This is a genomic window from Enorma massiliensis phI, from assembly GCF_000311845.1.
Lineage (GTDB): Bacteria > Actinomycetota > Coriobacteriia > Coriobacteriales > Coriobacteriaceae > Enorma > Enorma massiliensis.
In genome coordinates this window covers 203,206-227,685 of record NZ_HE978574.1, presented here as the reverse complement: position 1 = coordinate 227,685, position 24,480 = coordinate 203,206, and the positions used below count along the sequence as shown (strand labels likewise).

The following is a 24,480-nucleotide window of genomic DNA, read 5'->3' as shown; positions in this document are numbered from 1 at the left end:
TGCTGCGAAGCGTGGCCTACACTGGGGGATATCTGAGAAGCTAAACAGGAAGCCCAGCTCATGATCCCTTCAATCGATCAACTTGCCGCCATGCTTATCGGCCTTGCCATCGCGTGGGGCGTTCCCGTGGCCTACCTGCTCCTCTGCGTCATTTCCGACCGGCGCGCCCGGGCACGCGCCGTCCCGCTTCCAGCCGACATCGATGCGACTCCAACCGCCCCCAATCTGCACCCCGTACTCCTTGGCGCGCTGCGATGCCACGACGAGACAAGCAGGGGCAATGAGAGCAACGCCTACGAAACGGCGCTCGGTGCCGTCGTGGCCATGATTGGGCGCGGGGAGGTCAGATTCGAGGGCAAGGCGCCCCGCGGAACTGCGGATGCGGAATCGACCTTGTTGGAAGACGGCGAAGAGGGACCCGTCGTCACCGAGAATCACAGGCGCCGCCGACGCCGAAAAGCCGTGCGCGACGAGCGCGTTCACGCCTTCGGCGCCCACCTTTGGCTCACGTGCCCAAGCCAGGAGGCGCGCGGCGCGAGTGCCTCCGACAACCGCGCGCGGGCGCGCTCCGGTAGCGAGCAGCAATACGATGCCGACGCGCTCAGGCTCGTCATGCCTCCCCAGGCCTCTCGCTCGAACCTTGAGGAGCTCTATAGCCGCGCTTCCGACGCCTACCGCCCCCTTGGATCATTTCTCGTTCTGATGGCAGACGACCTCGTCGCGCTTGGGCTTACGCGGCGGCCGGGGGCGCTCTACCGTATCGTCTTTAGCTGGCCCGTCACGGTGTTCACCTGCCTCTGGTGCCTGTTCGGACCGGCGGTCGCACTCCTCGAGCCTGGAACAGCGGGCTCGGCTGTAGCGTGCGTCATGATGATCGCCGTCATGCTGGGGCGCGCGATGCTGGTAGACCTTGGAACCCGGCTCACGCCCGAAGGCGCTCGCGTGCTCGCCCAAGGACATGCCAACGTTCGCTGGGCGGAGTGCCTCAGCCGTGGGGCCATCGCGCTTCCAGGCCGCCTCTCGCCCAACGAGGCAACGCGCCTTCTGGCGACGCTTCTCGCCATGGGCCGCCACGACCTTGCCGGCGATGTCGCCGATTGCCTCATGAGCAGTGGATACGCCAGGGTTCTCGATTCGCCCCATGCCCGGCAGGCCATCGACTTCTGCATGCGCCGCCCCTTTATCGACACGTCCGTTATGAGAAAAGACCTGTCGCCGGCGGACCTGCTCATCGAAAGTATCGACAAAACCGTGGAAATCATGCGGGGCTGAACAAGCCGGGCAAAGCGAACCGGCCCCAGCGCCGATCGAGGGCAGCGGCCGCACCGGCCAAGGGCCCCGGCCCCAGCGCCGATCGAGGGCAGCGGCCCCAGCGCCGGCCAAGGGCCCCGGCCCCCGCGCCGGTCGAAGGCGCCCAGCCGCTGGCCGGAACGTTCGCCCAAATGGCACATCCGCGAAAAGCAAGCGGCCGGGCGCAGTATACTGACGATATCGAGTTTGTTGTCAGCACGCCCCGCAAACCGGGGCAGCCAGCACGTAAGAGGAGGCTGCATGGCTCGCCTTAGCGTAGATTTCTACTCCACCTCGCTCATGCGCACCACCACGCTTGACGTGATTCTCCCCACCGATTGCCCCGGCGACGCCATGGGGTTCGACTATATGCGCCGTCAAGACCCCGCATCGTGGGACCGCACGCCCATGCCCGCAGAGAAGCCGCCGTTCAAAGCGCTCTTTCTGCTTCATGGCATCTCCGGCAACCATACGGACTTCATGTCCGAAACGCGCATCCGCACATTCGCCGAGGAACGCGGCCTCGCGGTCATCATGCCGTCCGGCTACAACGCGTTCTACCTCGACCATCCCGAGACCCACAATTATTACGGTCGCTATGTGGGGCTCGAGCTCGTCGAAGCCGCCCGCCGCATGTTCCCCATCTCGCGGCGCCGCGAGGACACGTTCATCGGCGGCATCTCCATGGGGGCGTACGGTGCGCTCCGGAACGGCTTCAAGTATGCCGAGAACTTCGGCGGCATCATCGCTCTTTCCTCCGCCATGATCTTGGGAGACTTCGACCGCCTCATCAACGACGACGTCTTCTTCCTGAGCCGCAACTTCCTGGAATCCACCTTTGGCGACCTAACCCAGGTCATCGATAGCGACAAGGACCCACGCCGTCTGGCCGCCGACGTGGTCTATTGCGACCGCCCCAGGCCGCGCGTCTTCATGGCGTGGGGGTCGAATGACCCGCTCGCCGAACCCAATCGCGCACTTGCCGAGCGCCTGCGAGGCACCGGCATAGAAGTTGAGCAGCGCGAGATGCCCGGCGGCCACGACTGGACCTTCTGGAACACCGCGCTGCCCCAGGCGCTCGACTGGCTGCCTCGTTAGGCTCGACGCCCGCACGAAGGGAGATTGAGATGGCACTGCTCCGCGTCGATTTCTACTCCGAGTACCTCAAGCGCAACGTTGTGCTTACCGCCGTGATCCCCGTCGACAAGATGGACGGCGACAAGCGCGCCAAGAAGCGCCGCGGCCCGTATCGGACCGTCTATCTGCTTCACGGGCTCTTCGGCCAAGACGTCGACTGGATCGACAAGACGCATGTGGTCGAGACGGCCGAGGCTCGCGATGTGGCGCTCATCATGCCTTCCGGCGAAGACGGCCTCTACCTCAATAAGCCCGAAATCAACGAGTGGCACGGCAAGTTCATCAGCGAAGAGCTCATCACCATTACGCGGCAGCTCTTCCCCCTCTCCTCCAAGCGCGAGGACACGGCGCTGGCCGGTATCTCCATCGGCGCGTATACGGCGCTCATCAACGGCATGCTTCGACCCGACCGCTTCGGCAGCATCATCATGCTTTCGGGCGCCTTCATGCGCGACCGCATCCTCGACGCCGTCGACTCGCACTCGCCGCGCAAGCGCAAGTACTACGAGCGGTTCTTCGGCGACCTTGACACGGTCATTGGCACGGAAAAGGATTACGTAGCGCTGGCCGAGCGGTTCGAGAGCGAGCCCGAGCTGCCCAAACCCAACTTCTACGTGGCGTGCGGCCTGCATGACAACCTGTGCGAGAACAACCGCGAGGTGGTCAAGCTCCTGCGCGACACCGGCTTCGACGTGACGTACTGGGAGCCGGGCATCGGCGGGCACGAGTGGCCGTTCTGGAACGCATGGATCGACTGCGCGCTCGATTGGTTCGCCCCGGGCGAGATGCGCCCCACCACCGCCGGCGGCGATTACACCGCCCTGACGAGCCTGCGCGCGCCCGGCAAGCCCATCCCCATGACCGGAGAAGATCCGAGCAACCTGTAGCGGGGCGGGGCGGCGGCGTCCCGCTGAGGGTTTCCATCTTCGGGCGGTTTTTCGCACTCGCAGGAAGAATTTACTGTCTAGCTGCGTAAATACCACCCGAAGATTGCCTCCTATCACGGCAACGGCCCGCTGTAGTGCCCAAGGCCGCGCCGAAAGCCGAGGGCATAGGCCTTAGGGCCATGCCCGAAGGCTTGAGGGGCGAGGTTGGGTGCTACGGCGGGCCGGCCGGGTCGAAAAACCTACGCAAACTGGGCGTTGTAGAGCTCCGCATACGCGCCGCCGGCGGCGAGCAGCTCTTCGTGCGTGCCCTGCTCGATGATGGTTCCGTGATCCATCACCAAGATGAGGTCCGAATCCACGATGGTGGAAAGCCGGTGCGCGATCACGAAGCTCGTGCGCCCCTGCGTGAGCGCCTCCATGGCCTGCACGATGGCTTTTTCCGTGCGGGTGTCCACACTCGAGGTCGCCTCGTCCAAGATGAGAATCGCCGGATTGGCAAGCAGCACACGTGCAATCGTGAGCAGCTGGCGCTGGCCCTGGCTGATGCTCTCGGCGTCGTTAGCGAGCCGCGTGTCGTAGCCATGCGGCATCGTGCGCACGAAGAAGTCAACCTGCGCGGTCTTTGCCGCCTGGATAATCTCCTCGCGCGAGGCGCCGGGGCAGCCATACGCGATGTTCTCGGCAATCGTGCCCTCGCGCAGCCACGCATCCTGCAGCACCATGCCGAAGTTTCGGCGCAGGTCGGCGCGCGTCATGGCATGCGTGTCCACCCCATCGAGCGTGATGCGGCCGCCGTCGATCTCGTAGAAGCGCATAAGCAGGTTGATGAGCGTCGTCTTTCCAGCGCCGGTGGCACCCACGATGGCCACCTTCTGGCCCGGCTCCGCTACGAAGCTTACGTCGTGCATGAGCGGCTGCTCCGGGTTATAGCCAAAGCGAACGTGCTCGAAGGCGATACGGCCGCGCACGGGCTGCGGAACGGCGGCGGGCACCTTCGGGTCGGGCTCAATCTCCTCCTCATCGAGAATATCGTAGACGCGCTCCACCGCCGCCAGCGCGCTCTGCAGCTGGTTCATCGTGAGCGAGAACTGGGTGAGCGGCTCGGCCGCCGTGTTGACGTACTGGAAGAACGCCTGCAAGCGACCGATGGTGAGCTGGCCGCGCATGAGGAAGCCGCAACCAACGAGCGCTAGGATGACCTGCGAGAGCCGCACCAAGAACCGCACCATGGGCGCCACCACGTTGGTCATGAAATCCGTCTTGCGCATGGCATTGGCGAGTTCCTGCGCCGCCTCGTGGATGCGCGCCGAGCTGGCCTGCTCGCGATTGAACGCCTTGATGACGATGCGCCCGGAGTATGCCTCTTCAACGTGGCCGGTAAGCAGGCCAACCGCGCGCTGCTGCTCGGAAGCAAGCACCAGCGTGCGCTTGGATACGGAACGCGTCATGAGGATGGAGGCGGCTGCAAACGCTGCGAAGATCGCCGTGAGCACCCAATTGTAGCGCAGCATCATGATGATTGCGCCGATAACCGAGCCAACCGAGACCATCATCGAGAGCAAACCGCGCTGCATGACCTCGGAGACCTTGTCCAGGTCGTTCGTCGCGCGGCTCATGATGTCGCCGGGCTTGTTGGCGTCGTAGAACTTGAGGGGCAGCACGTTGAGCTTCTGGGCGAGCTCTTGGCGTAACGTGAGGTTAAGGCGCTCCGCAAAGCTCGCCATGGTGAAGCTCTGAATGGTGTAGAACCCCCAGGCTGCCGTCCAGATACCCAGGTAAACAAGGATCTCGCGGCCGCCGGTGTCCCAGCCGATCGTGAAGCCGCGGCCCTCGGCGAAGCTGGCCTGGATCTCGGTCCAAAGCAGGTCGATGACATGCGCGCTGTATGCGGGGGCGGCGATCTGCGCCACGGTGTAGCAAAGAACGCAGACGAGCACCACGGCAAAGCGCCAGTGCTCGCGGCGCGACGTCTTCCAAAGCCGGCGCACCACGCCAAAGGCATCGCGCGGCACCTCAAGCTCTTGCTCCTCATCTCGTGTGGGCTCGGGCGCGCTCCCCTGCGCCGCCTGGCTGTTGGTCAGGTTCTTCTCCTCTGTCATGGCTACTCACCTCCCTTCATCGCTGCACCATCTGCGGCGGGCACCTGCTCGCGGTCCTCTCCCGTCAGCTCTGCAAGCTCCTCCTCGCGCAGCTGCGAGCGCGCAATCTCCTGATAGGCCGTACAGCTGCGCATAAGCTCCTCGTGCGTGCCCAAGCCCTGGATGCAGCCGTCTTTGAGCACGATGATCTGGTCGGCGGTAAGAATCGTGTTGATGCGCTGCGCGATAATGAGCACCGCGGCGTCGGCAACCTCCGTCTGGAGCGCGTGACGCAGCGCCGCGTCTGTCTTGAAGTCCAGCGCGCTGAACGAATCGTCGAAGATGTAAAGGTCGGCCGGGCGCACGAGCGCACGCGCGATGGAGAGGCGCTGGCGCTGACCGCCCGAGAAATTGGTTCCTCCCTGGGCCACGCGGCTCTGGAGGCCGTCGGGCAGCTCGCGCACGAAGCCGGACTGCGCCACGTCGAGCGCATGCCACAGCTCTTCATCCGAAGCATCCGCCTTGCCGTCGCGTAGGTTGTCCGCGATGGTTCCGCTGAAGAGCCAAGCTTTCTGCGGCACATACGAGATGTGGTCGCGGAGCTCCTGTTGGGTGATGGTGCGCACGTCGCTGCCGCACACGGTCAGCTCGCCATCCGTCACATCATGGAAGCGCAGCATGAGCTTGGCGATGGTCGACTTGCCCGAGCCCGTCTGTCCGATGATCGCCGTCGTCGTGCCGCGCCTCAGGTAGAAGTTGAGGTGATGCAGCGTATCTTCGCTCGCATCGGCAAAACGGAACGACACGTTACCGAAATGCGCCACCACGTCCGGCCTGTCGGTGCGGGCATGGCCACTTGGCAAGGCCTCGGCTCCTGCGCCCGCCTCGTGTGCCTCGAACGAAGCGAGGGAGCGCTCCGGCCCTGCGGCCCCGTCATGCGCGGCGGCCTCCAGCGGCGCGGCGTCCTTGATGGACGGTTCGCATTCGATAACCTCGCGGCAACGCTCCAGGCACACGAGAGCGCGCGGCAAGGTGAGCATGCAAATCTGCGCCATCATGATGAAGAACAGGATGAGCATCGCATACTCGATGCACGCAGAAATCGAAGCGATCTGCATAGCATGCGCGCCCACGCGATTGCCGCCGAGCCACAAAATCGAGACCTCAGCCAGATTCATCACGAAGAACGCCGAGCAATCGAGCGTGGCAAAAATCCAGTTGACCTTGATGGCGCTGCTCGCATAGGTGCCGAAAGCATCGTCGAGGCTTTCCCGCTCAGCCGCCTCCTTGCCAAAGGCGCGAATCACGCGCACGCCCGTGATGCTTTCGCGCAGGCGCACGTTCATGCGGTCGATGAAGCGCTGGAGGCGCTGGAAGATGCGAGCGGCCTTTTTCACGCTCACGACAGCGATCACCGCGACCACCGCGATGAACCCGGCAAGCAGCAGGCCCATCTGCATGTCGATGCTGCATGCCAGCACCACGCCGATTACCGCTGCAAACGGCACGGGAAGGATCATCTGGATGCTCATGCTGAGCGCGGTTTGAATGACGTTCACGTCGCCAAGCGTGCGCGTGATCATCGAGCCCGTACCAAACTGCTCGAAGTCGCCACCCGAGAACGCGAGCGACGCGTCATAGACCGCAGTGCGAATGTCGCGGCCAACCTTGGTGGCAAGATCGGCGCAGAGGTAGTTGTTTGCAAATGCTCCGCCGCCCGAGATGAGCGCCGCAACGAGCATGACAAGCCCTTGCTGAACCAGGTAATCGAAATCTCTCGAGGAGACGCCGATGTTGATCATGTTGGCAAGGATCGTGGGCACCAGCAGCACGCCCAGCAGGTTAAGGGCGAGCGCTCCAAGCACCCCCGCTACTTGCAGACGATATGGTTTGAGGAAACGCAGCAACGTGCGCATACGCAAGGCTCCTTTTCCTTGGAATAGCATAAGGTCAAAGAAGGAACGGACGCTTGAAATGCATCCGCATCGTGGCGTCTGCGCGCCCTAGGAGTGCATGGCGCTAGGTGGGAACGCAGGCTTCTGGCGTGCACGCCAAGATCTGCTGCTCAAGCGCATCGATATAGCGACGCACCAACTGCACCAGCAAGGAACGCTCCTGCTCGGTCAGCGACGAGAACGCACGCTCCTCCGCGCGAATGGCGGGAACGATGCGCTCGGCAGAAAACGCGCGCCCCTCTTCGGTGAAGGCCGCCAGCTTACTCTTGCGGCTGCCTTCCATGAACGTCAGCGCTATGAGGCCACGCTCCTGCAGCACCTTAAGGGCCGAATTGATGGTCTGCTTGCTATACGACCACGACTCTGTGAGCCGGGCAAGCGGCAGCTCTCCGCCAGCGCGCTCGATATCGTAGAGCATCCAATAGGCGCAATCCGAGAGCCCGCAACCGCGCGCATATGCATGGTAGAGCTTGTCGACTTCGTTGTAGAGCAGGTCGAGCGCAAGCGGAGTCGTCTCCACGCCGGACAAGCTCGCGGCAAGGCTCTGCTTGCTAACATGCTGGCTATCTCCCATGGCACAAGCCTCCTCTCGCTGTTTTCCGTACGTCTACGAACCTTCGGGCGTCGGGCTGGACATGCTCCGTTCCGCACGCGAGTATGCGCTCGCAAGCCCGAAAGCTGTGGGCGGGCATGCTCGTTCCGCTCCACGCGGGGGTGCCGCGCCGGCCCGGAAGCAGCAGCTCGGCAACTTCCCGGAGCCCGCCGCAGATCGGAAGCGGCCTCATGCCCGAAAGCCGTAGGCAGGCATGCTCGCTCCTCTCCAAGCAGCCGTGCGTCCGCCGGCCTGCAGCCCGCAGGCCCGGCCGCCCAACGTGAAGCCCATCGTTCACAATGCACGGAATTTTAGTCCGATTTCGGATTAAAGTCAACGATACACGACTTGGAGTTTTTAATAACTCCCCAGGTTGGCAATCTTTAGCCAAATTTGCGCCATGTCCAACCCTCAAACCAAAAGAGCCGCCGACGCTCGGGGTATGCGTCGGCGGCTCATAGCGGGGTGGCTCTGCGGCCTGCCTTCCTGCGATGCCGCGAGCCGAATAGTCAGCATTACCAGCTACTATTTCTCCCAACCTTCTTGAATCGACTCATAGAATGTTGCGCCAGGGAACAAATCGTGGATGCTTTTCCCATCGCGCCACGGGAGCTCGATAATCTCCGGCATGGTAGCCACGAGCTCGGAGCAATCGGTAAAACGGCCCTTATCGTTCAACTTGGAACAATCCTGCACACGCCAGTATCCGTCGGTGTGGGTGATGTAGTACTGGTCACCATCAACATCCATGAATACGCGGGTCTTCGAGCGCAGGTATCCAAGGAACCCTTCGAAGTCGAAGTCGAGCGCCTCCTCAGCTTTGAGCCCCATGATATCCTCCTTGCTTCGGGCGCCTCCCGGGCGCCAGGCCGATAAAACCGTCTGTTTTTAGTAAACCCGTCGTAAGGGCTTCTCATGCATACAATCTGGTGGGCGGTCTGGCATACGGGGTGGACGGGCGCTCTATGCATCATCTCCATAAGTTGGGGCAATTCGCTCCAGAGGGCACGCGCGCTGCGCTAGCCCGTCTACTTCTCGCGAGAGAAGCCCTCCATCAGCACTGCAACGATTCCGCAAATCATGCCGCCCACAGGCCACGCCACCCAAAACCACATGGCGGACGTGCCAACCGGGTCGAAATCTGAAGGATCGGCTGCGGAGAACACCGGTATGAAGAGCAGGGCAAGTCCAATAATCGTCGCAGCAATCATGATGGCCCCGCAGATGGCGCCGAGCTTCTTGTTGGACCGCTTATGAGCGATCATGGCATCGCGGATCTCGTCTTCTACCTGAGCGTTCACGATGTCTTCCATCTCAAGCTCTTCCGCCGCGCTCTTGTTGTATTCGGCGATGTTCATACGGCCGAGAAGCATGCCGTACCGCACGATAAGCCAAACACCCAGTGCGACGAACAACATGAGCAGGCAGAGGCCCTGGCGTTCGGTATCGCGATGCTCGCCGAATACCATGATGCACGCCACGCCCACAAAGATGGCCGCAATCCCGGCGACGATTGCGCGTGACAGGTCGCGCCGAGCGGAGGCACGGTCGTCCTCCGTATAGAAATCCTCGATATAGGGATGCGCCTTCATGAACGCCGCATGCTCCATGCCTGCGGGCACGGCAAACGCCAAGCCAACGAGCACGCCCAGCAAGATGAGCACGATCATGAGCGTGTCGGCGTCGCCGCCCATGAAGGAGAAGCTCCCCTCAAAGAGAAACGCGATGCCGCACATGACAAGGATCGCGGCGACGCCCGTAGGAACTTTGAACGCCATCATGCGCTGGTGCTCGTCGTAGCCGCAGATATCTTGCGGAGGCCCGTCGGGAACGGGCACCTGCGTCCCGTTCACCGAGCTCGCGTTGCCCGCGAGAGCGGCCACATCGCCCGTTACAAGATCATCCAAGCTGCATTCGAAGATCTGGCATATCTTAAGCAGCTTGTCCATCTCTGGATAGCTTTTCGCGGCCTCCCACTTGGTCACACTTTGGCGTGAAACTCCCAGCAACATGGCGAGCTGCTCTTGCGTCATGTTGCGCGTGGCGCGGAGGTGTTGAAGATTTTCGCGGAAACCCATGGTGGTGCCTCTCGTTGTGGCTCCGCGCGCAGGCCAGGGGCGACCGGATGCGACGGAGCGGCTGATACGTTGCCGGCACCATCAGAGTACGGGTGCGTTGGCCCCTATTCTACCAACCAGAGGGCTGCATTTTTTGAAATTTTAGGCAACCGCAAGGCGCCTTCCAGTTGCTTTTCGCAGGTCAGGCAGCATTTCGCTGTAAGGCTGACGGTTTGTCTTCGCCGGGCTATGCGCGCCCTTACCAGATACCAAGAAGATGCTGCATGCCCAAGCTCACCGCGGCGATGCCCACCCAGCAGCAGGCCCCCATGAAGATGGGTTTGCCGCCTGTGCGAACGAGCTTGACGATGTTCGTGTTGAAACCGATCGCCGCCATGGCCATGACGATAAAGAACTTACTCAGCTCCTTGATAGGCGCGGTAACCGCGGCGGGCAGCGCGAACACCGTGGTGATAATGCTTGCCAGCACAAAGAACAGGATGAAGAACGGGAAGATCTTCTTAAGATCGAAGCTGCCCGCAGCCTGCGCGTCCTCGGTACGGCCCTCGGCGGCAGCGCGCTTGGCCTTCCGCACCTGCCAAAACGCAAGCACCAGCGTGATGGGGATGATAGCGAGCGTGCGCGTAAGCTTGACGATCGTGGCGGAATCGAGCGTGTTGGCGCCGGGATGCATGCCATCCCATGCCGCCGCGGCAGCCGTCACCGACGAAGTGTCGTTTACTGCCGTGCCCGCGAAGAGGCCGAACCCTTCGTTCGAAAGGCCGAGCATGCCGCCGAGCGTGGGGAACACGAGCGCCGCGATCACGTTGAACAAGAAAATCACGCTAATAGCCTGCGCAATCTCCTCGTCGTCCGCGTCGATAACCGGAGCGGTGGCTGCGATAGCAGAGCCCCCGCAAATGGAGGAGCCTACGCCCACGAGCGTCGAGATCTTGCTCGGGATGCGAAGCGCTCGGCAAAGCACGAAGGAAATAATGAGCGAGGTGGCAATAGTGCTCACGATGATGGGGAGCGACGTGGCGCCGACCTGTGCAATCTGGGCCAGGTTAAGGCCAAAGCCCAAAAGGATCACCGCATATTGGAGAATCTTCTTCGAGGTAAACTTCACGCCCGCCTCGAGCGGGGCTGCCGACGAACCGGGCACAACGAGCGCCAGCACCATGCCTATGAGGATTGCGAACACCGGCCCGCCAATCACCTCGAACTGCTTGCCCAGCAGCCATGCCGGCACCGCAATAACCAGGCAAAACAGAAGGCCCTTCCAAATATGCCTCGCATCCTTGACCAAATCCATACGCTCCCCTTCAATCTGGCATGTACGTTCGGCCATCATGGTAGATGAGCTATATATAATTATTTCTATCGTTATAATTATTTATATATAAGAATTTTTTATGCTTAGGACCGGCCATGCTCGATTACCGCGCGCACACCTTCATCATTGCCTACCGCCTGCGGAGCTTCACGCGCGCCGCGGAGGAGCTCCATATCACGCAGCCCGCGGTCTCGCAGCACATCAAGCAGCTGGAAGCCCGGGTTGGCTGCAGCCTCTTCGAGACGCGCGGGCGCGCCATTCATTCCACGCCTGCAGGAGACCTTCTCTACCGGCGGCTTTCCGTTATGGCAAACGACGAAGCGCGTATCATCGACGAGCTTCGTCGGCTCGATAGCGCCACGGCCGCTCCGCTTCGCCTAGGATGCACCCGCACCATCGCCGACTACGTCGCGCCCCGTCTGCTCGCCAAGCATGCGCAGCGCCATCCCGAGCAGACCGTGCATCTTAGGAGCGCAAATACCCGCGATCTGCTCACCTCGCTCGAAATGGGCGAGCTCGACCTCGCGCTTGTGGAGGGACCGTACGACCGCAGCTCCTTCGACGGCTCCGTGCTTTCCACGGAACCGTACGTCGCGGTAGCCTCTCCGCGCAAGGCCCAGAGCGCGCACGCCCTCTCCGACCTTCTCGCGCACCCGATTATCGTGCGCGAAAAAGGCTCGGGAACACGCGAAATCTTGGAACGCATGCTAGCGGCGCAAGGGCTTGAGCTCGGTGACTTCGCTGCGGTTATCGAGGTCGCAAGCATCCCCGTTATCAAAGAGTTCGTTCGCGCGGGCCGGGGCATCACGTTCATTTACCGCGTAGCCGTAAGCGAGGAGCTTTCCCGAGGTGAGCTGGTAGACCTAACGCCAGCCGACTGCGCCGCGCACCATGATTTCACGCTTATCTGGCAACAGGGCAGCACCTACGCCGAATCCTACCGTGCGCTGCTTGATGAATGGCGCAGCGATTTGCCCTGATGTATCAAAACGTTTTAGGCACGAGGCCCAAAACGGCCCCCGGATGAGTCCATCCAGGGGCCGCGCAAACGCCATGCTGCATCAGGAGCTAGGCAATCGCCAGGCTTGCATTGAGCCCTACTCCACTGTCACGCTCTTGGCAAGGTTGCGAGGCTGGTCAACATCGCAGTCGCGCATGATGGCAACCTCACGCGCCAGGAGCTGGAGCGGCACCGTCGCCGTAATGGGGCAAAACGCATCGCGCACCGGCGGAATGTAGATCACATGATCGGCAATGTGCTTGATGTCCTCGTCGCCCTCGGTAGCCACAACGATAATCTTTGCCCCGCGTGCCTCGCATTCCTTGAGGTTCGACACGGTTTTATCGTAGGTGGGACTCTTGGTGGTCACCGCGATCACGGGGAAACCAGGGTCGATAAGCGCGATGGGACCGTGCTTCATCTCCCCTGCAGCATACGCCTCGGCGTGCAGGTAGCTGATCTCTTTGAGCTTGAGCGCGCCCTCGTGCGCGATGGCCGCACCCATGCCGCGTCCCACGAACAGCGCGGAGTGGGCGTCCTTGCAGGCAAGCGCCGCCTCATGGACCGCCTCGGCCTGCGTATCGAAAATCCATTGGATCTGCTCGGCCGTGTCGCCCAGCTCGCGGAAGAGCATGCGGACCTGGCCCGTCGTGAGCTTGCCCTTTACCTGCGCAAGTAGCAGGGAAAGCAGCGTGAGGGAAACCACTTGGCCAATGAAGCTCTTGGTAGACGCCACCGCGATCTCTTTATTGGCCTTGGTGTAGATGACGCCGTCGCTCTCGCGCGCCACAGGGCTTCCCACAACATTGGTGATGCCGAACACCTTGGCCCCCTTGATGCGGGCGTCGCGGATGGCCGCCAGCGTGTCGGCCGTCTCGCCAGACTGGCTCACCGCAACGACCAGCGTCGAGGGCGTGATGATGGGGTTGCGGTAGCGGAACTCGCTCGCCGCCTCCACTTCGCACGGGATTCGCGCCCACATCTCGATGAGGTTTTTAGCGATGAGGCCCGCATGGTAGCTCGTGCCGCATGCGATCACGTACACGCGGTCGACAAGGTTGAGCTCTTCGTAGGTAAGGCCGAGCTCGTCGATATCCAGCTCTCCGCCGATCATGCGGCCCACCAGCGTGTCGCGCACCACGCGGGGCTGCTCGTGAATCTCTTTGAGCATGAAATCGGGGTAGCCGCCCTTTTCGGCCATGTCGATATCCCAGTCGATGTGCGTGATGGCCGGCTCGATCGCCGTGCCCTCGGCATCGGTGTAGGTGATTCCTTCCGGCGTGAGGCGAGCGAACTGGCCGTCCTCGAGCACCACGACATCGCGCGTCGCGTCGATGACCGCGATGACATCCGAGGCAACGTAGCTGCCGTCCTCGCCGCGCCCGATGATGATGGGGCTGTCCTTGCGAGCCACAGCGATGACGCCGGGCTCGTCGGCGCACAGCGCGGCGAGGCCGTACGCGCCCACCACATGCGTTGTCGCCTCGCGCACCGCAGCCATAAGGTCGTGCGAGCCAGGCTGGGCGGGCTCGCCCGTTGCTGGGTCTGCGGGACGGCCCTCGTAAGCCTCCTCGATAAGATGGGCGAAAACCTCGGTGTCGGTATCGCTCGTGAAGCGATGACCGCGACGTTCAAGTTCCTCGCGCAGCTCTGCGAAGTTCTCGATGATACCGTTGTGCACGACAGCGATCCTACCGTCGCAGCTCGTGTGCGGGTGCGCGTTCGCAACGCTCGGGCGACCGTGCGTTGCCCAACGAGTATGACCGATGCCGCAGGTCGACGCGGTGTCGACATGCTCGAGCTCGGACTCAAGCCCGGCCACCTTCCCAACGCGACGGTGCACGTCGAGCTCCGTGGCGGAGGCAGACTGCCGCTCGAGGGCGATGCCCGCCGAGTCGTAGCCGCGATATTCGAGCCGTTTAAGGCCATCGATGAGTACGTTTTTCGCTTGGCTGAAACCGGTGTAGCCAACGATTCCACACATGGGGGCGCTCCTTTGCAACGATGATTACCGTATGAGGCGGAAGATGCCGTCGCAGAAATCGGCGCACCACAGGTCGTGGCCAGACGCACGCGGCGCGTTCACCCGCAAAGCTATGGCCATCGGCCCGCCCAGGCGCGCACCGCCGCAAGACTAGCCTTTTCCCACTGATGGCACATTGTAACAGCCGAGCGGTGCCCGGATTGGCCCCTGTGGTATGTAAACATCAATACCAGACAATCTCCTAAACTGTGGAGGGGTGAATAAACTGCCTCGCGGCGGCGTTGGGTAAATCTTGGCCCCGTGTAACTCCATGTTTGCAGCAGCGAACACACCCAGCGACGCCGACTCATATGCGACGCCGACCGGCCAATCTTCTACCGACCTGGTCGTCGCATGCCGAAACTCCCTGAAATGTGGAAATGCATACACAATTAAGATTCTGCTTGAATTGAAAGACCTCACATCGTAATATATCTTCTTGCACCAGAGGTGCACCAGGCATTGCGGGGTGGAGCAGTCTGGTAGCTCGCCGGGCTCATAACCCGGAGGTCGTAGGTTCAAATCCTGCCCCCGCGACCAAAAGTCCAGCTCGGAGCCTAAAAACTCCGAGCTTTTTTCTTCTTAAACCAAAGTTGTATGTACGTTTGTATGTACATCAGGGGTACCAAACGCACGTTCGGTACCCCTGTTTTTCGCACATCCAGATTGAACGGTTCGGGCGCACATGGGAGCGGCCCTACGCCTCGGCTTCGGCGTCGCGCGCGACATGTCCGCAGACTGGGCAGCCGCCGCCGTCTTCGCGTTCCGCGGCAGGTGGGTATTCAAGGTGTGTAACCGGGAGCGGGGCACCTTGACACACGCGCACGCGAGGGTATGCTCGCACACCTGTGTACACCCTCCGGTACACCCTGCACACCCTGAGAGCGCCGTGTACACTCCGGGTGTGTTGGGTATTTTTGCAGGTAAAACACCGAAAAGAACGGTCGTGTACACCTTGCACACCCTTCGGGCGATTCTTTAATATAGGCGCTTCACCCCGCCAACCCCTAGAGACCACCAAGAAGAAGCGAATGCCCCGCCTCGGGAACAAAAACTTCCCTTTAATATCTCACAAGGTGTGTAAAGTGTACTTGAGAGCTGTTATATGTAGTTTTACCTGCGGAAATAGCTGTACACCTTTAGGTACACCCTATTTTTTGAGACATGCTTATAAACCATGTTAAAACCACTGTTTCCGCAGGTAGATAGCCTAAAACGTTTCCGTGTACACTTTACACACCTTGAACACTGAAGTGTGCAGAGCAGGCCGGGCGCGCGGCCCCGGCTGCGCGGTGCGGCTTCGCTTTTTCTTCTGTGTGCCCGAAAGGGTGTGGGTCGCGACGAAAAAAACGCCCGCCCCGGCGTGTACCGGAAGCGGGCGCTCTTCATCAGCCTGTGGTCGCTAAAGCTACTTCTTCGCGTCCTACTTCATGTAATACTCCCGAATGAGCTCGGGATCTGACACGGTGCACCGCTGCCTGCGGCACTCTTTCCTGAGGAAGGGGTAGGTCTCCGCGATCTTCTGGTTCACCGCGTCGTGATAGAGGTTGTGCGCCTCGGAGCACCCGGTCTTGCCGGCCATGTCGTCCAACTCGACCTCGTAGCGCGTGAGCCTGTGCCGCACGAAGTTCACGGCCCAGCGCTGCAACGTGCGCGGGTCGGTGCAGAGGAACGACGTATCACCGTAGTGACCGAGCACGAAGACCTCGTAATCGTGCTTGCTTTGACGCCCCGCCTCGAGAAGCTCCTCCTCCGTCCAGTCATCGTCAACCTCGATCTCGGGGATGATGGAGCGCACATGTTCGAGCAGGTTCTTCCGCTTCGTCTCGACGGCCTTCTTCGCAGCGGCCTGGCGCTTCTCGCGCATCGCGTTGCGCTTCGCGATGTGCGCCTTGAACACCTCTGTCTCCATAGCCTGCTCGACGTCGGCCTCCTTCCACAGGCTCATCGGAGGGCCGCTGACGTGATGCGGGTTGGGCCTCAGCACGGGCTCGGGCAGCAGCTCGTCGATGAGCTTATCGGAGAACCCGAGCTCCTTGACCTTCGACTTCGCGAGCATGGGCACGTAGTCCTTCATGGTTGCTCCTCTCGTATGTGGCGCGGTTATAGCTCGTTTGTGCTGCTCAGCACGCTGCTTACTTCTTCCGGCGCTTCCACGCCCGCTCGTCGCGCTCAACCATGCGCTTGAACACGTCGGCCGAGGTGATGCCGTCGCGCTCCGCGATGTCGCGCATGACGGCCTCCTGCTCGATGAGCCTGCGGATGACCGCCGCCATGCGCACGCGATCCTCGCGTGCCCACGCCTTGACGCGCGCCTTGTCCTCGGGCGTGATGGACAACATGAACGGCACATATTCGCTCTGCGACCCCTCGAGCTTCTGCTGGTCGTCCGCGCGGCTGTTCGTGACGATGAACGACTTGCCGACGCTGTCCTTCTGGTTGACGACCGACACGGTCGGCGCGTGCTTGCTGTTGGGGTGTTTGGTCATTCGGCGACCCCTTCCACGAGAGATCTCCCTGTTGTGTATCATTTTACCAAAAAGCCGGTCTACTATACAGTCACTATATAGTTTTCTATCGTTTAACTTAACATCGACTATATAGTGTGTACAAATACCGTAAAGGTTATAGAAATAGTTTGTTTGAGTTTTGCACACGGTACATAATCGCGACATTATACGTACATGGTTTGATCGTTCTTGTTCAACGCGCCCTCATTCAAGGCCCGCGACTATCGTCTCGAGCCACGGTTTCTTTTGCGTCAGGCCTCAATCCCAGCAGGAAGGAACCACTATGTCGATTAACACCGCCGCCATCTCCGGCAACCTCACTGCAAACGCCGAGCTCAGGGCCACCAAGTCGGGCACCCCGGTGCTCAGCGCCACCGTCGCCGTCAACGAGCGCGCCCGTCAGGAAGACGGCACCTACGCCGACCGCCCGAACTACATCGACCTCGTGCTCTTCGGCCGCCGCGCGAACGCCCTCGCCCAGCACCTCGTGAAGGGCACCTACGTCTCGGTGCAGGGACGCCTCCGTCAGTCCTCCTACGAGGGTCGCAACGGTGTCCGCCGCTCCAAGGTCGAGGTCGTCGTCGAGGAGATTGACTGGCGCGCCCGCACGGCCGAGCAGACGGCGTAACCGCAGCTCAGCGTCCCGTCCGACCATCGTACCCGCGAGCCGCACCCGGCTCGCAGGCTTTCTTTTTCCGCACCTCTCATTAGCAGGCCCCGCACGTGCGCGCGGGGCCACGGGTGAACCCACGACCCGTGTCCCCGCCCGAAAGGAGCCAACCATGTCCCTCACCGTGACCTCTATCCGCATCAACGTGCCCGACGCGCCGACCCTCACGCCCGTGCTCGACCGCTACGTCATGGGCGACCGACCTGCGGTGATGCTGTACGACCTCGCCGAGGAGGAGCCGTGGTACGACCTCACGGTCAACCTCGACGACGCTCTGCCCGAGGGCTGCGCGTTCGTGCCCTATGACCGGCGCGTCTACCTCGACGCCCTCATCGAGCAGGGCTACGCGACCATCATCGGCGACACGAGCTACGGCAACTTCGGTCAGCGCGCGTACATCGTCCAGCTCGCCCCCAAGCTCATCGCGAAGGAGGCCTAACGATGCTGGTCAGCACCATCGTCGAAGCCCTCGCCAACCAGCGTACCCGCTCGGCGTGGGAGCGAGGTGTGGTCGCCTACGCCGAGAGCATGCTCGACGAGCTGGAACCCGAAGAGGAGCTCTACCCCAAGACCATCGAGAAGACGCTGCTCAATGGCGCGCCGTCGTGGCACGACTACTCATGGGGCGGGTGCGCCCTGATCTACGACGCCGACATCGCCGAGCGCCTGTGCACGCCGTCCGAGCTGCGGAAAACGAGAAACGGCCAGCGCCGCCCGAACGCGCAGGAGGAATGGCTCGACGTGCAGGCGCGCGCGTGCTTCCAAGCTGCTCAGCTCGTCAAACGCATCGTCTGCACGCATGAGAGGAGTGCCTCATGAACGCCATCGGAACCGCGACCATGGACCAGATCCTCGCCGTGACCGACGAGCTGCGCGCCTGCGTGCGCGACCGGTTCGAGCCGTTCGAGGGGGTGTACCGAATCAACGACTTCGGGGAGTACGTCGCCGAGGAAGACTGGCTCAACACCTGGGCGGCATATCCGCTCTGGTGGATGCATGCGTGGCTGCTCGCAGACAACGGTCGGCACACATCCGCGCAGGTGAGCGCCATGTCCGTCGAGCAGATCGAGGCCGCGTACGCCGACCCGGGGTTCGAGCCCGAGTACGCGTTTTATATCGAAGTTGACGAGGAAGGACTACCCTAATGGATACTGAAAACACCAGCTCAGAGATTCGCACGCTGGACTTCTCCGGCTTTGACTTCACGTCCCGCACATCCGAGCACGGCGTGCAGATCATGAACCGCGCCTACCGCATCGCGAAGCGCCGCTACGACCGGCACGGCGACCGAGATGACCTGCGGCTCGCCCTGCTCATGCGGTATTGGTCGGATGCGTACATCAACATCGAGGACTACGCCGCATCGTGGAACGCGACGTGCATCGAACCCGACCTCGGCGTCAGCCTACCGACGTGGACGAAGGCGAGCGTCGACCTGCGCGCCCTCTACGTCGCGCACGAGCTCTGCGAGTGCGTCGAGCGCATGGTGCAGGCGCTCGAGAACGCCGAGTGCGGCGTGCACGACCGGATGCCCGCGGCGTGGGAGATATGCACGCTCTAGGCGATGGAGCCACCGCCCGTCATGTGCCGTCGACGTTGCAGCGGGCATCAACGATGTCATGCCCGGCACACGAAAGCATCCCGAAGGCCGTTGACGCCCCGCGCCCTCCGGCGATCCGGCAATCAAGCCGGAAGCAAGCGCGCTTGCATCCGGCAAGAGCGGATTCGAGAGAAGGGAGCAGCGGATGGACGGAGTCATGGTGCCGATTGGCGAGGCCGCCCTCGAGGCGATCGAGGAGGTGAGCTCGGAGTTGCGCGGCAGGATACGCGAGCGCTTCCAGCCCTACGAGGGCGTCTACCGGCTGAACGACTGCGCCGATTATATGAGCGAGTCCGACTGGGACGAGGTCTGGTCGAGGTACCCGGCATGGTGGCCCAAGGCGTGGATGCTCGCCGGCAACGGCCAGTACGCCTGGGGCGAGGTGGCGCGCATGACGGTCGGCGAAATCGAGGAGGCGTACGACGACCCGGGCTTCTATCCCGAGTACGCATACTACACCGAGGCAGATGAGGAGGGGTTACTCTAATGGTCGACTCAAGCATCAGCGCGCAGGAACTTCAGCCGGGGAGGCCGATCGGATACGGGTTGCTGGTGTCCGCCCTGCTCGACGAGCTCGCCGCCGTCTCGTCGCCAGACGACGGCGGCACCCGCGACGTCGCGTGGCTGCGCGGCTACGTGGCGGGGATAGCGAACGCGGCGAGCATCGCCATGGAGCTCGATGAGGCCGTTCGAGACGATGCCGGGGAGGAGGCCTAGAAGTCGAAGAGGTCGCGCGCGGGGGCGTCCAGCGCCTCCGCGATGCGGCAGATGAGGTCGAAGCTGATGTTCACCGAGCCCCTCTCGATGTTCCACAGGTGCGACTGGCTCGTCCCGGCCATGAGTGCGAGCTCGCGCTGGGTGAGCCCGGCCTCCACGCGCAGGGCCCTGATCCTCCGGCCGAGGAGTCGTCTTCTCGTGCTGTTGTCCATGCGGTTGAGGTTAGGACTCGCCACGCGAAGGGTCAAGCAATTAAAAGTCGATGAGCTCGCGAACCTCGATGCCGAGGGCGTCGGCGAACTTGCAGAGCATGTCGAACCCGATGCCGACGCGCCCCGTCTCCACCTGCCAAAGGTAGGTGTGGGAGGTCCCCGCCATGTCCGCGAACTGGCGCATGGTGAGGCCCGCAGCGATTCGCCTCTTTTTGATGTTGTTTCCTAGCCGCTCTCGGCGCTCCGTCTTGTCCATTTCACGAGCGTAATTGCTTGTAATGCGACCTTGGTTTGTTATTATTAACCATGGTTCTTAATCGTTAACCACCTGAACACAATACGGGGGAGCCCGACGTCGAAGGAGTGCCATGAAGCGCAAGTACCAACCAAAGCACATGAAAGAACGTGAGAAGATGAAGCTGCCTATTTTCTCTGCAAAGCCCGTCATCACTGCCGGCCTTGTCGGTGCCATGGTCGCTCCGAGCGCGCTCGCGCCCGCTGCGGCCATCGCCGCAGGCGCCGCCGACGGCACCACTGCCGCGTCCGACGAGATCCACCGCCTCATCGCCGAGACGAACTACTCCGAGGCTACCCAACGCCTCATCGCCGCCGCCAACGGCGAGGTCAAGATGACCCTCGATGAGGCCAAGGCGCTCCTCGCCGAGGTGCAGGCCGCAGCTAATGCCGCCGACGCCACCAACACCGAGGCGCAGGGCGCTAAGACCAGCGCCGGCAACGCCGTTACTAACGCCGAGAACACCTATAACACCGCCGACTCCGACGCCATCTTCGCGCTCGAGACCCAGGCAAAGCTCCTCGTCGACCAGCTCACGGCCGCCCAAGAGGCTGCCGAGAAGGCGCAGGCCGACCGCGACGCCGCCCAGGACGAGCTCGACGGCCTCACCGGCGACCTCGAGGACGCAGAGCAGGACGCCGCCGACAAGCAGACCGCCCTTGATAAGGCCAACGAGAAGCTCGAGGAGGCGCAGGCCGCCCTCGACAAGTTCCTGGACTCCTCGAACATCGACGAGCTCCAGGGTGACTACGAGACGGCCAAGCAGGCCTACGACGACGCACTCAAGACGCAGCAGGACGCTGAGAACGCCGTGGACGCCGCCCAGGATAAGGTCGACCGCATCTCCGGCGAGATCGCCGACAAGACTGGCGAGAAGACGAGCCTCGAAGAGTCCCTGCCCGGCCTCAAGAGCGCCGTCGACGCGGCTAACGCCGAGCTCGAGGACGCCCGCGCCAACTACACCTCCGCCGTCGAGGCCATCAAGGGCGACATCCTCGCCACTGCCAAGGACAAGCTCAACGCCGCTGAGTCCGACCTCGCGACCAAGCAGGGCGCCATCGCCGGCCTCGAGCAGGCCGTGGCTAACGCCAACGCCCTTGTGACTTCCGCCCAGGGCGAGCTCGACGCTGCCAACGCCGCCCTTCCGGGCGCGCAGTCCGCGGCCGACAACGCCGCGGCGAACCTCGCGTCCGCGCAGGCCACCTACGACAGTGCTAAGGCCGCCTACGACGCCGCATGCGCCGAGGCCGAGGACCCCTCCACGGTCGACCGCTCCGCGCTTACCGCCGCCGAGTCCGCACTCGCAACCGCGCAGGACCAGAACAACTCCGCGCAGGCCGCGCTCAGCTCCGCCAAGGGCGCCGTCAGCGCCGCCCAAGGCAAGCTCGCCGACGCTGAGAACGCCGTCGGAACCGCCGAGGCCAACCTCGCCGCAGGTAAGCAGGCTGCGACGGACGCTGAGGCCGCGCTCGCGACCGAGCAGGCCGCCTACGACGACGCCGTCGCGAACGCGGGCGATGAGGCCAAGGCCGAGGCCGATGCAGCCATCGCCGACGCCGAGACCGCAGTCAAGACTGCCCAAGATAAGCTCGATGCCGCCAATGCCCGCATCGAGGCCATCCCCGGCGAGATCGACGCGCTCGAGGACGAGCTTAGTGGCTACGAGGACGCCGTGACCGAGGCCAAGGCCAACCAGACCGAGGCAGACAAGGCTCTTGCTACCGCCAACGACGAGCTCAAGGCCGCCGAGGACGCGCTCGCCGACCTCGGTGACGCCCAGGCCGCATGGCAGAAGGAGCACGACCGCCTGAGCGGCGAGCTCACTGCCGCCCAGAGCGCCGAGTCCGAGGCCAAGACGGCCTATGACGAGGCTGCCAAGAAGGTCAGCAACCTCAACGAGCAGAAGGCCGCGCTCGAAAAGCGCATCGCCGAGCTCGAGGATCAAATCGACCAGGGCACGACCAAGATGGTCAACGACATGGGTGACTTCCTCGAGTACATCCGCGTGAACCGGCTCTACTCCTATGGTGACCTCCTCGGCACCATGTGCGAGGAGAAGCTCCTCACCGGTGTCAACGGCGGCGCGAACTACAAGATCAACGTCGACGCCGACGGTCACATCATCCAGGACTTCACCGACACGTCGAACCCCAACGATGCGTCCTCGCTCGCCAACGTGCTCGCCTCGCTCGACATCATCGACGCGGCGAACGAGCTGCGTGCCGAGGCCGGGCTCCCCGAGCTCAAGGTCTCCAACCTGATGATGGTCGTCTCGATCCTCCAGACCAACTGGTCTGCCGCGCAGACCTCGCTCGGCCACGTCCAAAGCGTGATCCCGAAGTACGAGCACAAGATGCCAAACGGCATGAACGTCGCCGAGAACCTCGCCGGCGGCGGCTACACCACCGAAGGTGCAGTCAACGCATGGTACGCCGAGAAGACCCTCTGGGAGAACTTCTGCCAGGAGACCTACGGCACCGTGCCCGCTGCCGCCAACACCTACCAGTTCTACTCCCAGCACCGCAGCGACCCTGAGATGCAGGCCATCTACGGTCGCGTCGGCCACTACATCAACCTGATGTCGTCCGCCTACACCGTCACCGGTGCTGCCGTAAACACCGGCGTTGACGGGGGACTGCGCAACGGCGCCAAGGGTCAGGTCTACGGCTTCCAGAACGCAATCACCGACGGCACCGGCTCCTCCTCGAAGGTCCCCTGGGATCAGACCCTCTACTCCGTCGACGACTATCGCGCCCTTATTGAGAAGGCCATGCGCGAGGGTCTCCCCGGCGAGGGCGACGCGTCCGACATCGCAGACGAGCTCGCGAAGCTCCGCGCCCAGCTCAATGCGCTTAACGGTCAGATCGTCGACGCCGAAGGCGTGCGCGACGGCAAGCAGGACGCCTACACCAAGGCTCAGCAGGCAACCGCAGACGCCCAGCAGGCGCTCGACGACCTTTACGAGAAGCCGACCGACGAGAGCCTCCAGCAGGCCGTTGAGGACGCCCAGGCCAAGGTAGAGGCGGCCGAGGCGGACAAGGCCGCGGCCGACCAGGCCGTGACCGACGCTGAGAGCGCTTACGATGAGGCCAAGGGTCGCATCGACGGCGACATCGCCGACCTCAACGCCGAGCTTGAGAAGAAGCAGGCCGCCCTCGGCTCGCTCCAGGACGCCGTCGACGCCGCCCGCGACGACGCGGAGGCGGTGCGCGACCAGTACGCACAGATCACCGAGACCCACGACGCCTACGAGGCCGCGAAGGCGAACGCCGCGACGGCCGAGAAGAACCTCGCCGACGCCGAGGGCGCCATCGGCGAGCTCGACGAGGCCATCGCTGAGCTTGAGGGCGAGCTCAAGGGCGCGCAGGACGACCTCGCGGACGCGCAGGCCGCGCTCGCCACGGCCAACGGCGACGCGACCGCAACCTCAGAGACCCTCGCCGCGGCCGAGGCCAAGCTCGCCGACGCGCAGGCGGAGCTCGACCGCCTCACCGACGCCCGCGACGAGATGCAGCAGGCCTACGACAAGGCCGCGGCCGACAAGGCCGCAGCCGACGCCGAGGTCGAGCGCATCGAGAACGAGCAGGCCGCGCTCCAGCAGTCCATCAAGGAGCTCGAGGCGACCATCGCTGAGCAGACCGAGCTCGCTTCCGCCTGGAAGGCCGTGCTCGCCCAGCAGACGGCCGAGGACATCGTGGTAAACGGCCTCAAGGTCGCGACCGCGAGCCCCGCGGTCGCCAAGACCGCAGCCGAGGCGCACAACGCCTATCAGGCGAAGAAGGACGCCCTCGACAAGGCCGCGGGCGAGCTCGACGCCGCCCGTGCCGCCTACGAGGAGGCCTCCGAGCGCGCCGGCGTGACCGAGCAGGAGCTCGCCGAGAAGCTCGCCGACCTCGCCATGGCGCAGGACGCCTACGACCGCCTGGCCAAGCAGATGGGCTGGGATAAGCCCGCTGCCGATGACGACCAGGGCACCGGCGTCGTGAACGACAACGACGGCAACGGCACCAAGCAGCAGGCCTCGATGGAGACCGCCGGGTCTAACGGGAAGTCCGGCCTGCCGCAGACCGGCGACCCGGCCGCCGCCATGGCCGCGGGCATCGCGCTCGCGGGAGCGGCCG

The 24,480-nt window shown here is 63.1% G+C and carries 23 protein-coding genes and 1 tRNA gene; 13 read left to right on the top strand and 11 right to left on the bottom strand.

Going from position 1 to position 24,480, the window contains the following annotated elements; genetic code table 11:
• Positions 1 to 60: 60 nt before the first annotated feature.
• The 3 genes from HGEM_RS00935 (at position 61) to HGEM_RS00925 (ending at position 3,314) form a co-directional block, all read left to right on the top strand.
• Positions 61 to 1,272 (top strand): hypothetical protein, encoded by a 1,212-nt coding sequence (locus HGEM_RS00935; RefSeq protein WP_019127517.1) that lies wholly within the window; start codon positions 61 to 63, stop codon positions 1,270 to 1,272.
• A 279-nt stretch (positions 1,273 to 1,551) separates the two neighbouring features.
• A complete protein-coding gene (locus HGEM_RS00930) occupies positions 1,552 to 2,388 on the top strand; it encodes an alpha/beta hydrolase (RefSeq protein WP_019127516.1) in 837 nt (278 codons plus the stop codon).
• Between the two features lie 29 nt (positions 2,389 to 2,417).
• Positions 2,418 to 3,314 (top strand): alpha/beta hydrolase, encoded by an 897-nt coding sequence (locus HGEM_RS00925; RefSeq protein WP_019127515.1) that lies wholly within the window; start codon positions 2,418 to 2,420, stop codon positions 3,312 to 3,314.
• A gap of 239 nt (positions 3,315 to 3,553) precedes the next feature.
• Here the strand turns inward: HGEM_RS00925 and HGEM_RS00920 are convergent, their stop codons facing one another.
• The 6 genes from HGEM_RS00920 to HGEM_RS00895 form a co-directional block, all read right to left on the bottom strand.
• The gene (locus HGEM_RS00920; RefSeq protein WP_019127514.1) at positions 3,554 to 5,413 is read right to left on the bottom strand and encodes an ABC transporter ATP-binding protein; all 1,860 of its coding nucleotides are present in this window, start codon (positions 5,411 to 5,413) and stop codon (positions 3,554 to 3,556) included.
• Between the two features lie 2 nt (positions 5,414 to 5,415).
• Positions 5,416 to 7,308: an ABC transporter ATP-binding protein gene (locus HGEM_RS00915; RefSeq protein WP_019127513.1), complete on the bottom strand. Its 1,893-nt coding sequence runs from the start codon at positions 7,306 to 7,308 to the stop codon at positions 5,416 to 5,418.
• Positions 7,309 to 7,411: 103 nt separating this feature from the next.
• Entirely contained in the window at positions 7,412 to 7,921 is a 510-nt protein-coding gene (locus HGEM_RS00910; protein WP_019127512.1) for a MarR family winged helix-turn-helix transcriptional regulator, read from the bottom strand.
• A 543-nt stretch (positions 7,922 to 8,464) separates the two neighbouring features.
• Complete coding sequence (locus tag HGEM_RS00905) at positions 8,465 to 8,770, bottom strand: hypothetical protein (protein ID WP_019127511.1); 306 nt, start codon at positions 8,768 to 8,770, stop codon at positions 8,465 to 8,467.
• A gap of 197 nt (positions 8,771 to 8,967) precedes the next feature.
• On the bottom strand, positions 8,968 to 10,017 hold the full coding sequence (locus HGEM_RS00900) for a helix-turn-helix transcriptional regulator (protein ID WP_019127510.1): 1,050 nt from the start codon (positions 10,015 to 10,017) through the stop codon (positions 8,968 to 8,970).
• 238 nt (positions 10,018 to 10,255) lie between these two features.
• Complete coding sequence (locus tag HGEM_RS00895; RefSeq protein ID WP_019127509.1) at positions 10,256 to 11,311, bottom strand: YeiH family protein; 1,056 nt, start codon at positions 11,309 to 11,311, stop codon at positions 10,256 to 10,258.
• Between the two features lie 116 nt (positions 11,312 to 11,427).
• Here HGEM_RS00895 and HGEM_RS00890 point away from each other — a divergent pair, with 116 nt between their 5' ends.
• Positions 11,428 to 12,312 (top strand): LysR family transcriptional regulator, encoded by an 885-nt coding sequence (locus HGEM_RS00890; protein ID WP_019127508.1) that lies wholly within the window; start codon positions 11,428 to 11,430, stop codon positions 12,310 to 12,312.
• A gap of 117 nt (positions 12,313 to 12,429) precedes the next feature.
• On the opposite strand, the gene glmS is transcribed toward HGEM_RS00890, so the two are convergent.
• Positions 12,430 to 14,316 carry a glutamine--fructose-6-phosphate transaminase (isomerizing) gene (gene glmS / locus HGEM_RS00885; RefSeq protein WP_019127507.1) on the bottom strand — a complete coding sequence of 629 codons (1,887 nt, stop codon included), beginning with the start codon at positions 14,314 to 14,316 and terminating at the stop codon, positions 12,430 to 12,432.
• 502 nt (positions 14,317 to 14,818) lie between these two features.
• On the opposite strand from glmS, the gene HGEM_RS00880 reads away from it, so the two are divergent.
• Positions 14,819 to 14,895: transfer RNA gene (locus tag HGEM_RS00880), tRNA-Met, on the top strand.
• Positions 14,896 to 15,778: 883 nt separating this feature from the next.
• On the opposite strand, the gene HGEM_RS00875 is transcribed toward HGEM_RS00880, so the two are convergent.
• Together HGEM_RS00875 and HGEM_RS00870 are read right to left on the bottom strand one after the other, a co-directional pair.
• The gene (locus HGEM_RS00875; RefSeq protein WP_019127506.1) at positions 15,779 to 16,432 is read right to left on the bottom strand and encodes a hypothetical protein; all 654 of its coding nucleotides are present in this window, start codon (positions 16,430 to 16,432) and stop codon (positions 15,779 to 15,781) included.
• A gap of 58 nt (positions 16,433 to 16,490) precedes the next feature.
• Positions 16,491 to 16,844, bottom strand: a complete 354-nt coding sequence (locus HGEM_RS00870) for a hypothetical protein (RefSeq protein WP_019127505.1) — start codon at positions 16,842 to 16,844, stop codon at positions 16,491 to 16,493.
• A 304-nt stretch (positions 16,845 to 17,148) separates the two neighbouring features.
• Between HGEM_RS00870 and HGEM_RS00865 the strand changes: the two genes are divergently transcribed.
• The 7 genes from HGEM_RS00865 to HGEM_RS00835 all read left to right on the top strand — a co-directional run bounded on the left by HGEM_RS00865 (position 17,149) and on the right by HGEM_RS00835 (position 19,852).
• Complete coding sequence (locus HGEM_RS00865) at positions 17,149 to 17,493, top strand: single-stranded DNA-binding protein (RefSeq protein WP_019127504.1); 345 nt, start codon at positions 17,149 to 17,151, stop codon at positions 17,491 to 17,493.
• Between the two features lie 154 nt (positions 17,494 to 17,647).
• Positions 17,648 to 17,974, top strand: a complete 327-nt coding sequence (locus tag HGEM_RS00860) for a hypothetical protein (RefSeq protein WP_019127503.1) — start codon at positions 17,648 to 17,650, stop codon at positions 17,972 to 17,974.
• Positions 17,975 to 17,976: 2 nt separating this feature from the next.
• Positions 17,977 to 18,354 carry a hypothetical protein gene (locus tag HGEM_RS00855; protein ID WP_019127502.1) on the top strand — a complete coding sequence of 126 codons (378 nt, stop codon included), beginning with the start codon at positions 17,977 to 17,979 and terminating at the stop codon, positions 18,352 to 18,354.
• On the top strand, positions 18,351 to 18,680 hold the full coding sequence (locus tag HGEM_RS00850; RefSeq protein ID WP_019127501.1) for a hypothetical protein: 330 nt from the start codon (positions 18,351 to 18,353) through the stop codon (positions 18,678 to 18,680). Before HGEM_RS00855 ends, HGEM_RS00850 begins: the two co-directional genes overlap by 4 nt.
• Positions 18,680 to 19,096 carry a hypothetical protein gene (locus tag HGEM_RS00845; RefSeq protein ID WP_019127500.1) on the top strand — a complete coding sequence of 139 codons (417 nt, stop codon included), beginning with the start codon at positions 18,680 to 18,682 and terminating at the stop codon, positions 19,094 to 19,096. The genes HGEM_RS00850 and HGEM_RS00845 overlap by 1 nt, the downstream gene beginning before the upstream one ends.
• 184 nt (positions 19,097 to 19,280) lie before the next feature.
• Complete coding sequence (locus tag HGEM_RS00840) at positions 19,281 to 19,622, top strand: hypothetical protein (protein ID WP_019127499.1); 342 nt, start codon at positions 19,281 to 19,283, stop codon at positions 19,620 to 19,622.
• Entirely contained in the window at positions 19,622 to 19,852 is a 231-nt protein-coding gene (locus HGEM_RS00835; protein ID WP_019127498.1) for a hypothetical protein, read from the top strand. The genes HGEM_RS00840 and HGEM_RS00835 overlap by 1 nt, the downstream gene beginning before the upstream one ends.
• On the opposite strand, the gene HGEM_RS00830 is transcribed toward HGEM_RS00835, so the two are convergent.
• Both HGEM_RS00830 and HGEM_RS00825 read right to left on the bottom strand, forming a co-directional pair.
• On the bottom strand, positions 19,849 to 20,088 hold the full coding sequence (locus HGEM_RS00830) for a helix-turn-helix domain-containing protein (RefSeq protein WP_229254385.1): 240 nt from the start codon (positions 20,086 to 20,088) through the stop codon (positions 19,849 to 19,851). The genes HGEM_RS00835 and HGEM_RS00830 overlap by 4 nt on opposite strands.
• 16 nt (positions 20,089 to 20,104) lie before the next feature.
• A complete protein-coding gene (locus HGEM_RS00825; protein WP_019127496.1) occupies positions 20,105 to 20,320 on the bottom strand; it encodes a helix-turn-helix domain-containing protein in 216 nt (71 codons plus the stop codon).
• A 112-nt stretch (positions 20,321 to 20,432) separates the two neighbouring features.
• On the opposite strand from HGEM_RS00825, the gene HGEM_RS09875 reads away from it, so the two are divergent.
• The coding region (locus tag HGEM_RS09875) for a CAP domain-containing protein (protein ID WP_019127495.1) at positions 20,433 to 24,480 on the top strand (4,048 nt) is incomplete at its 3' end.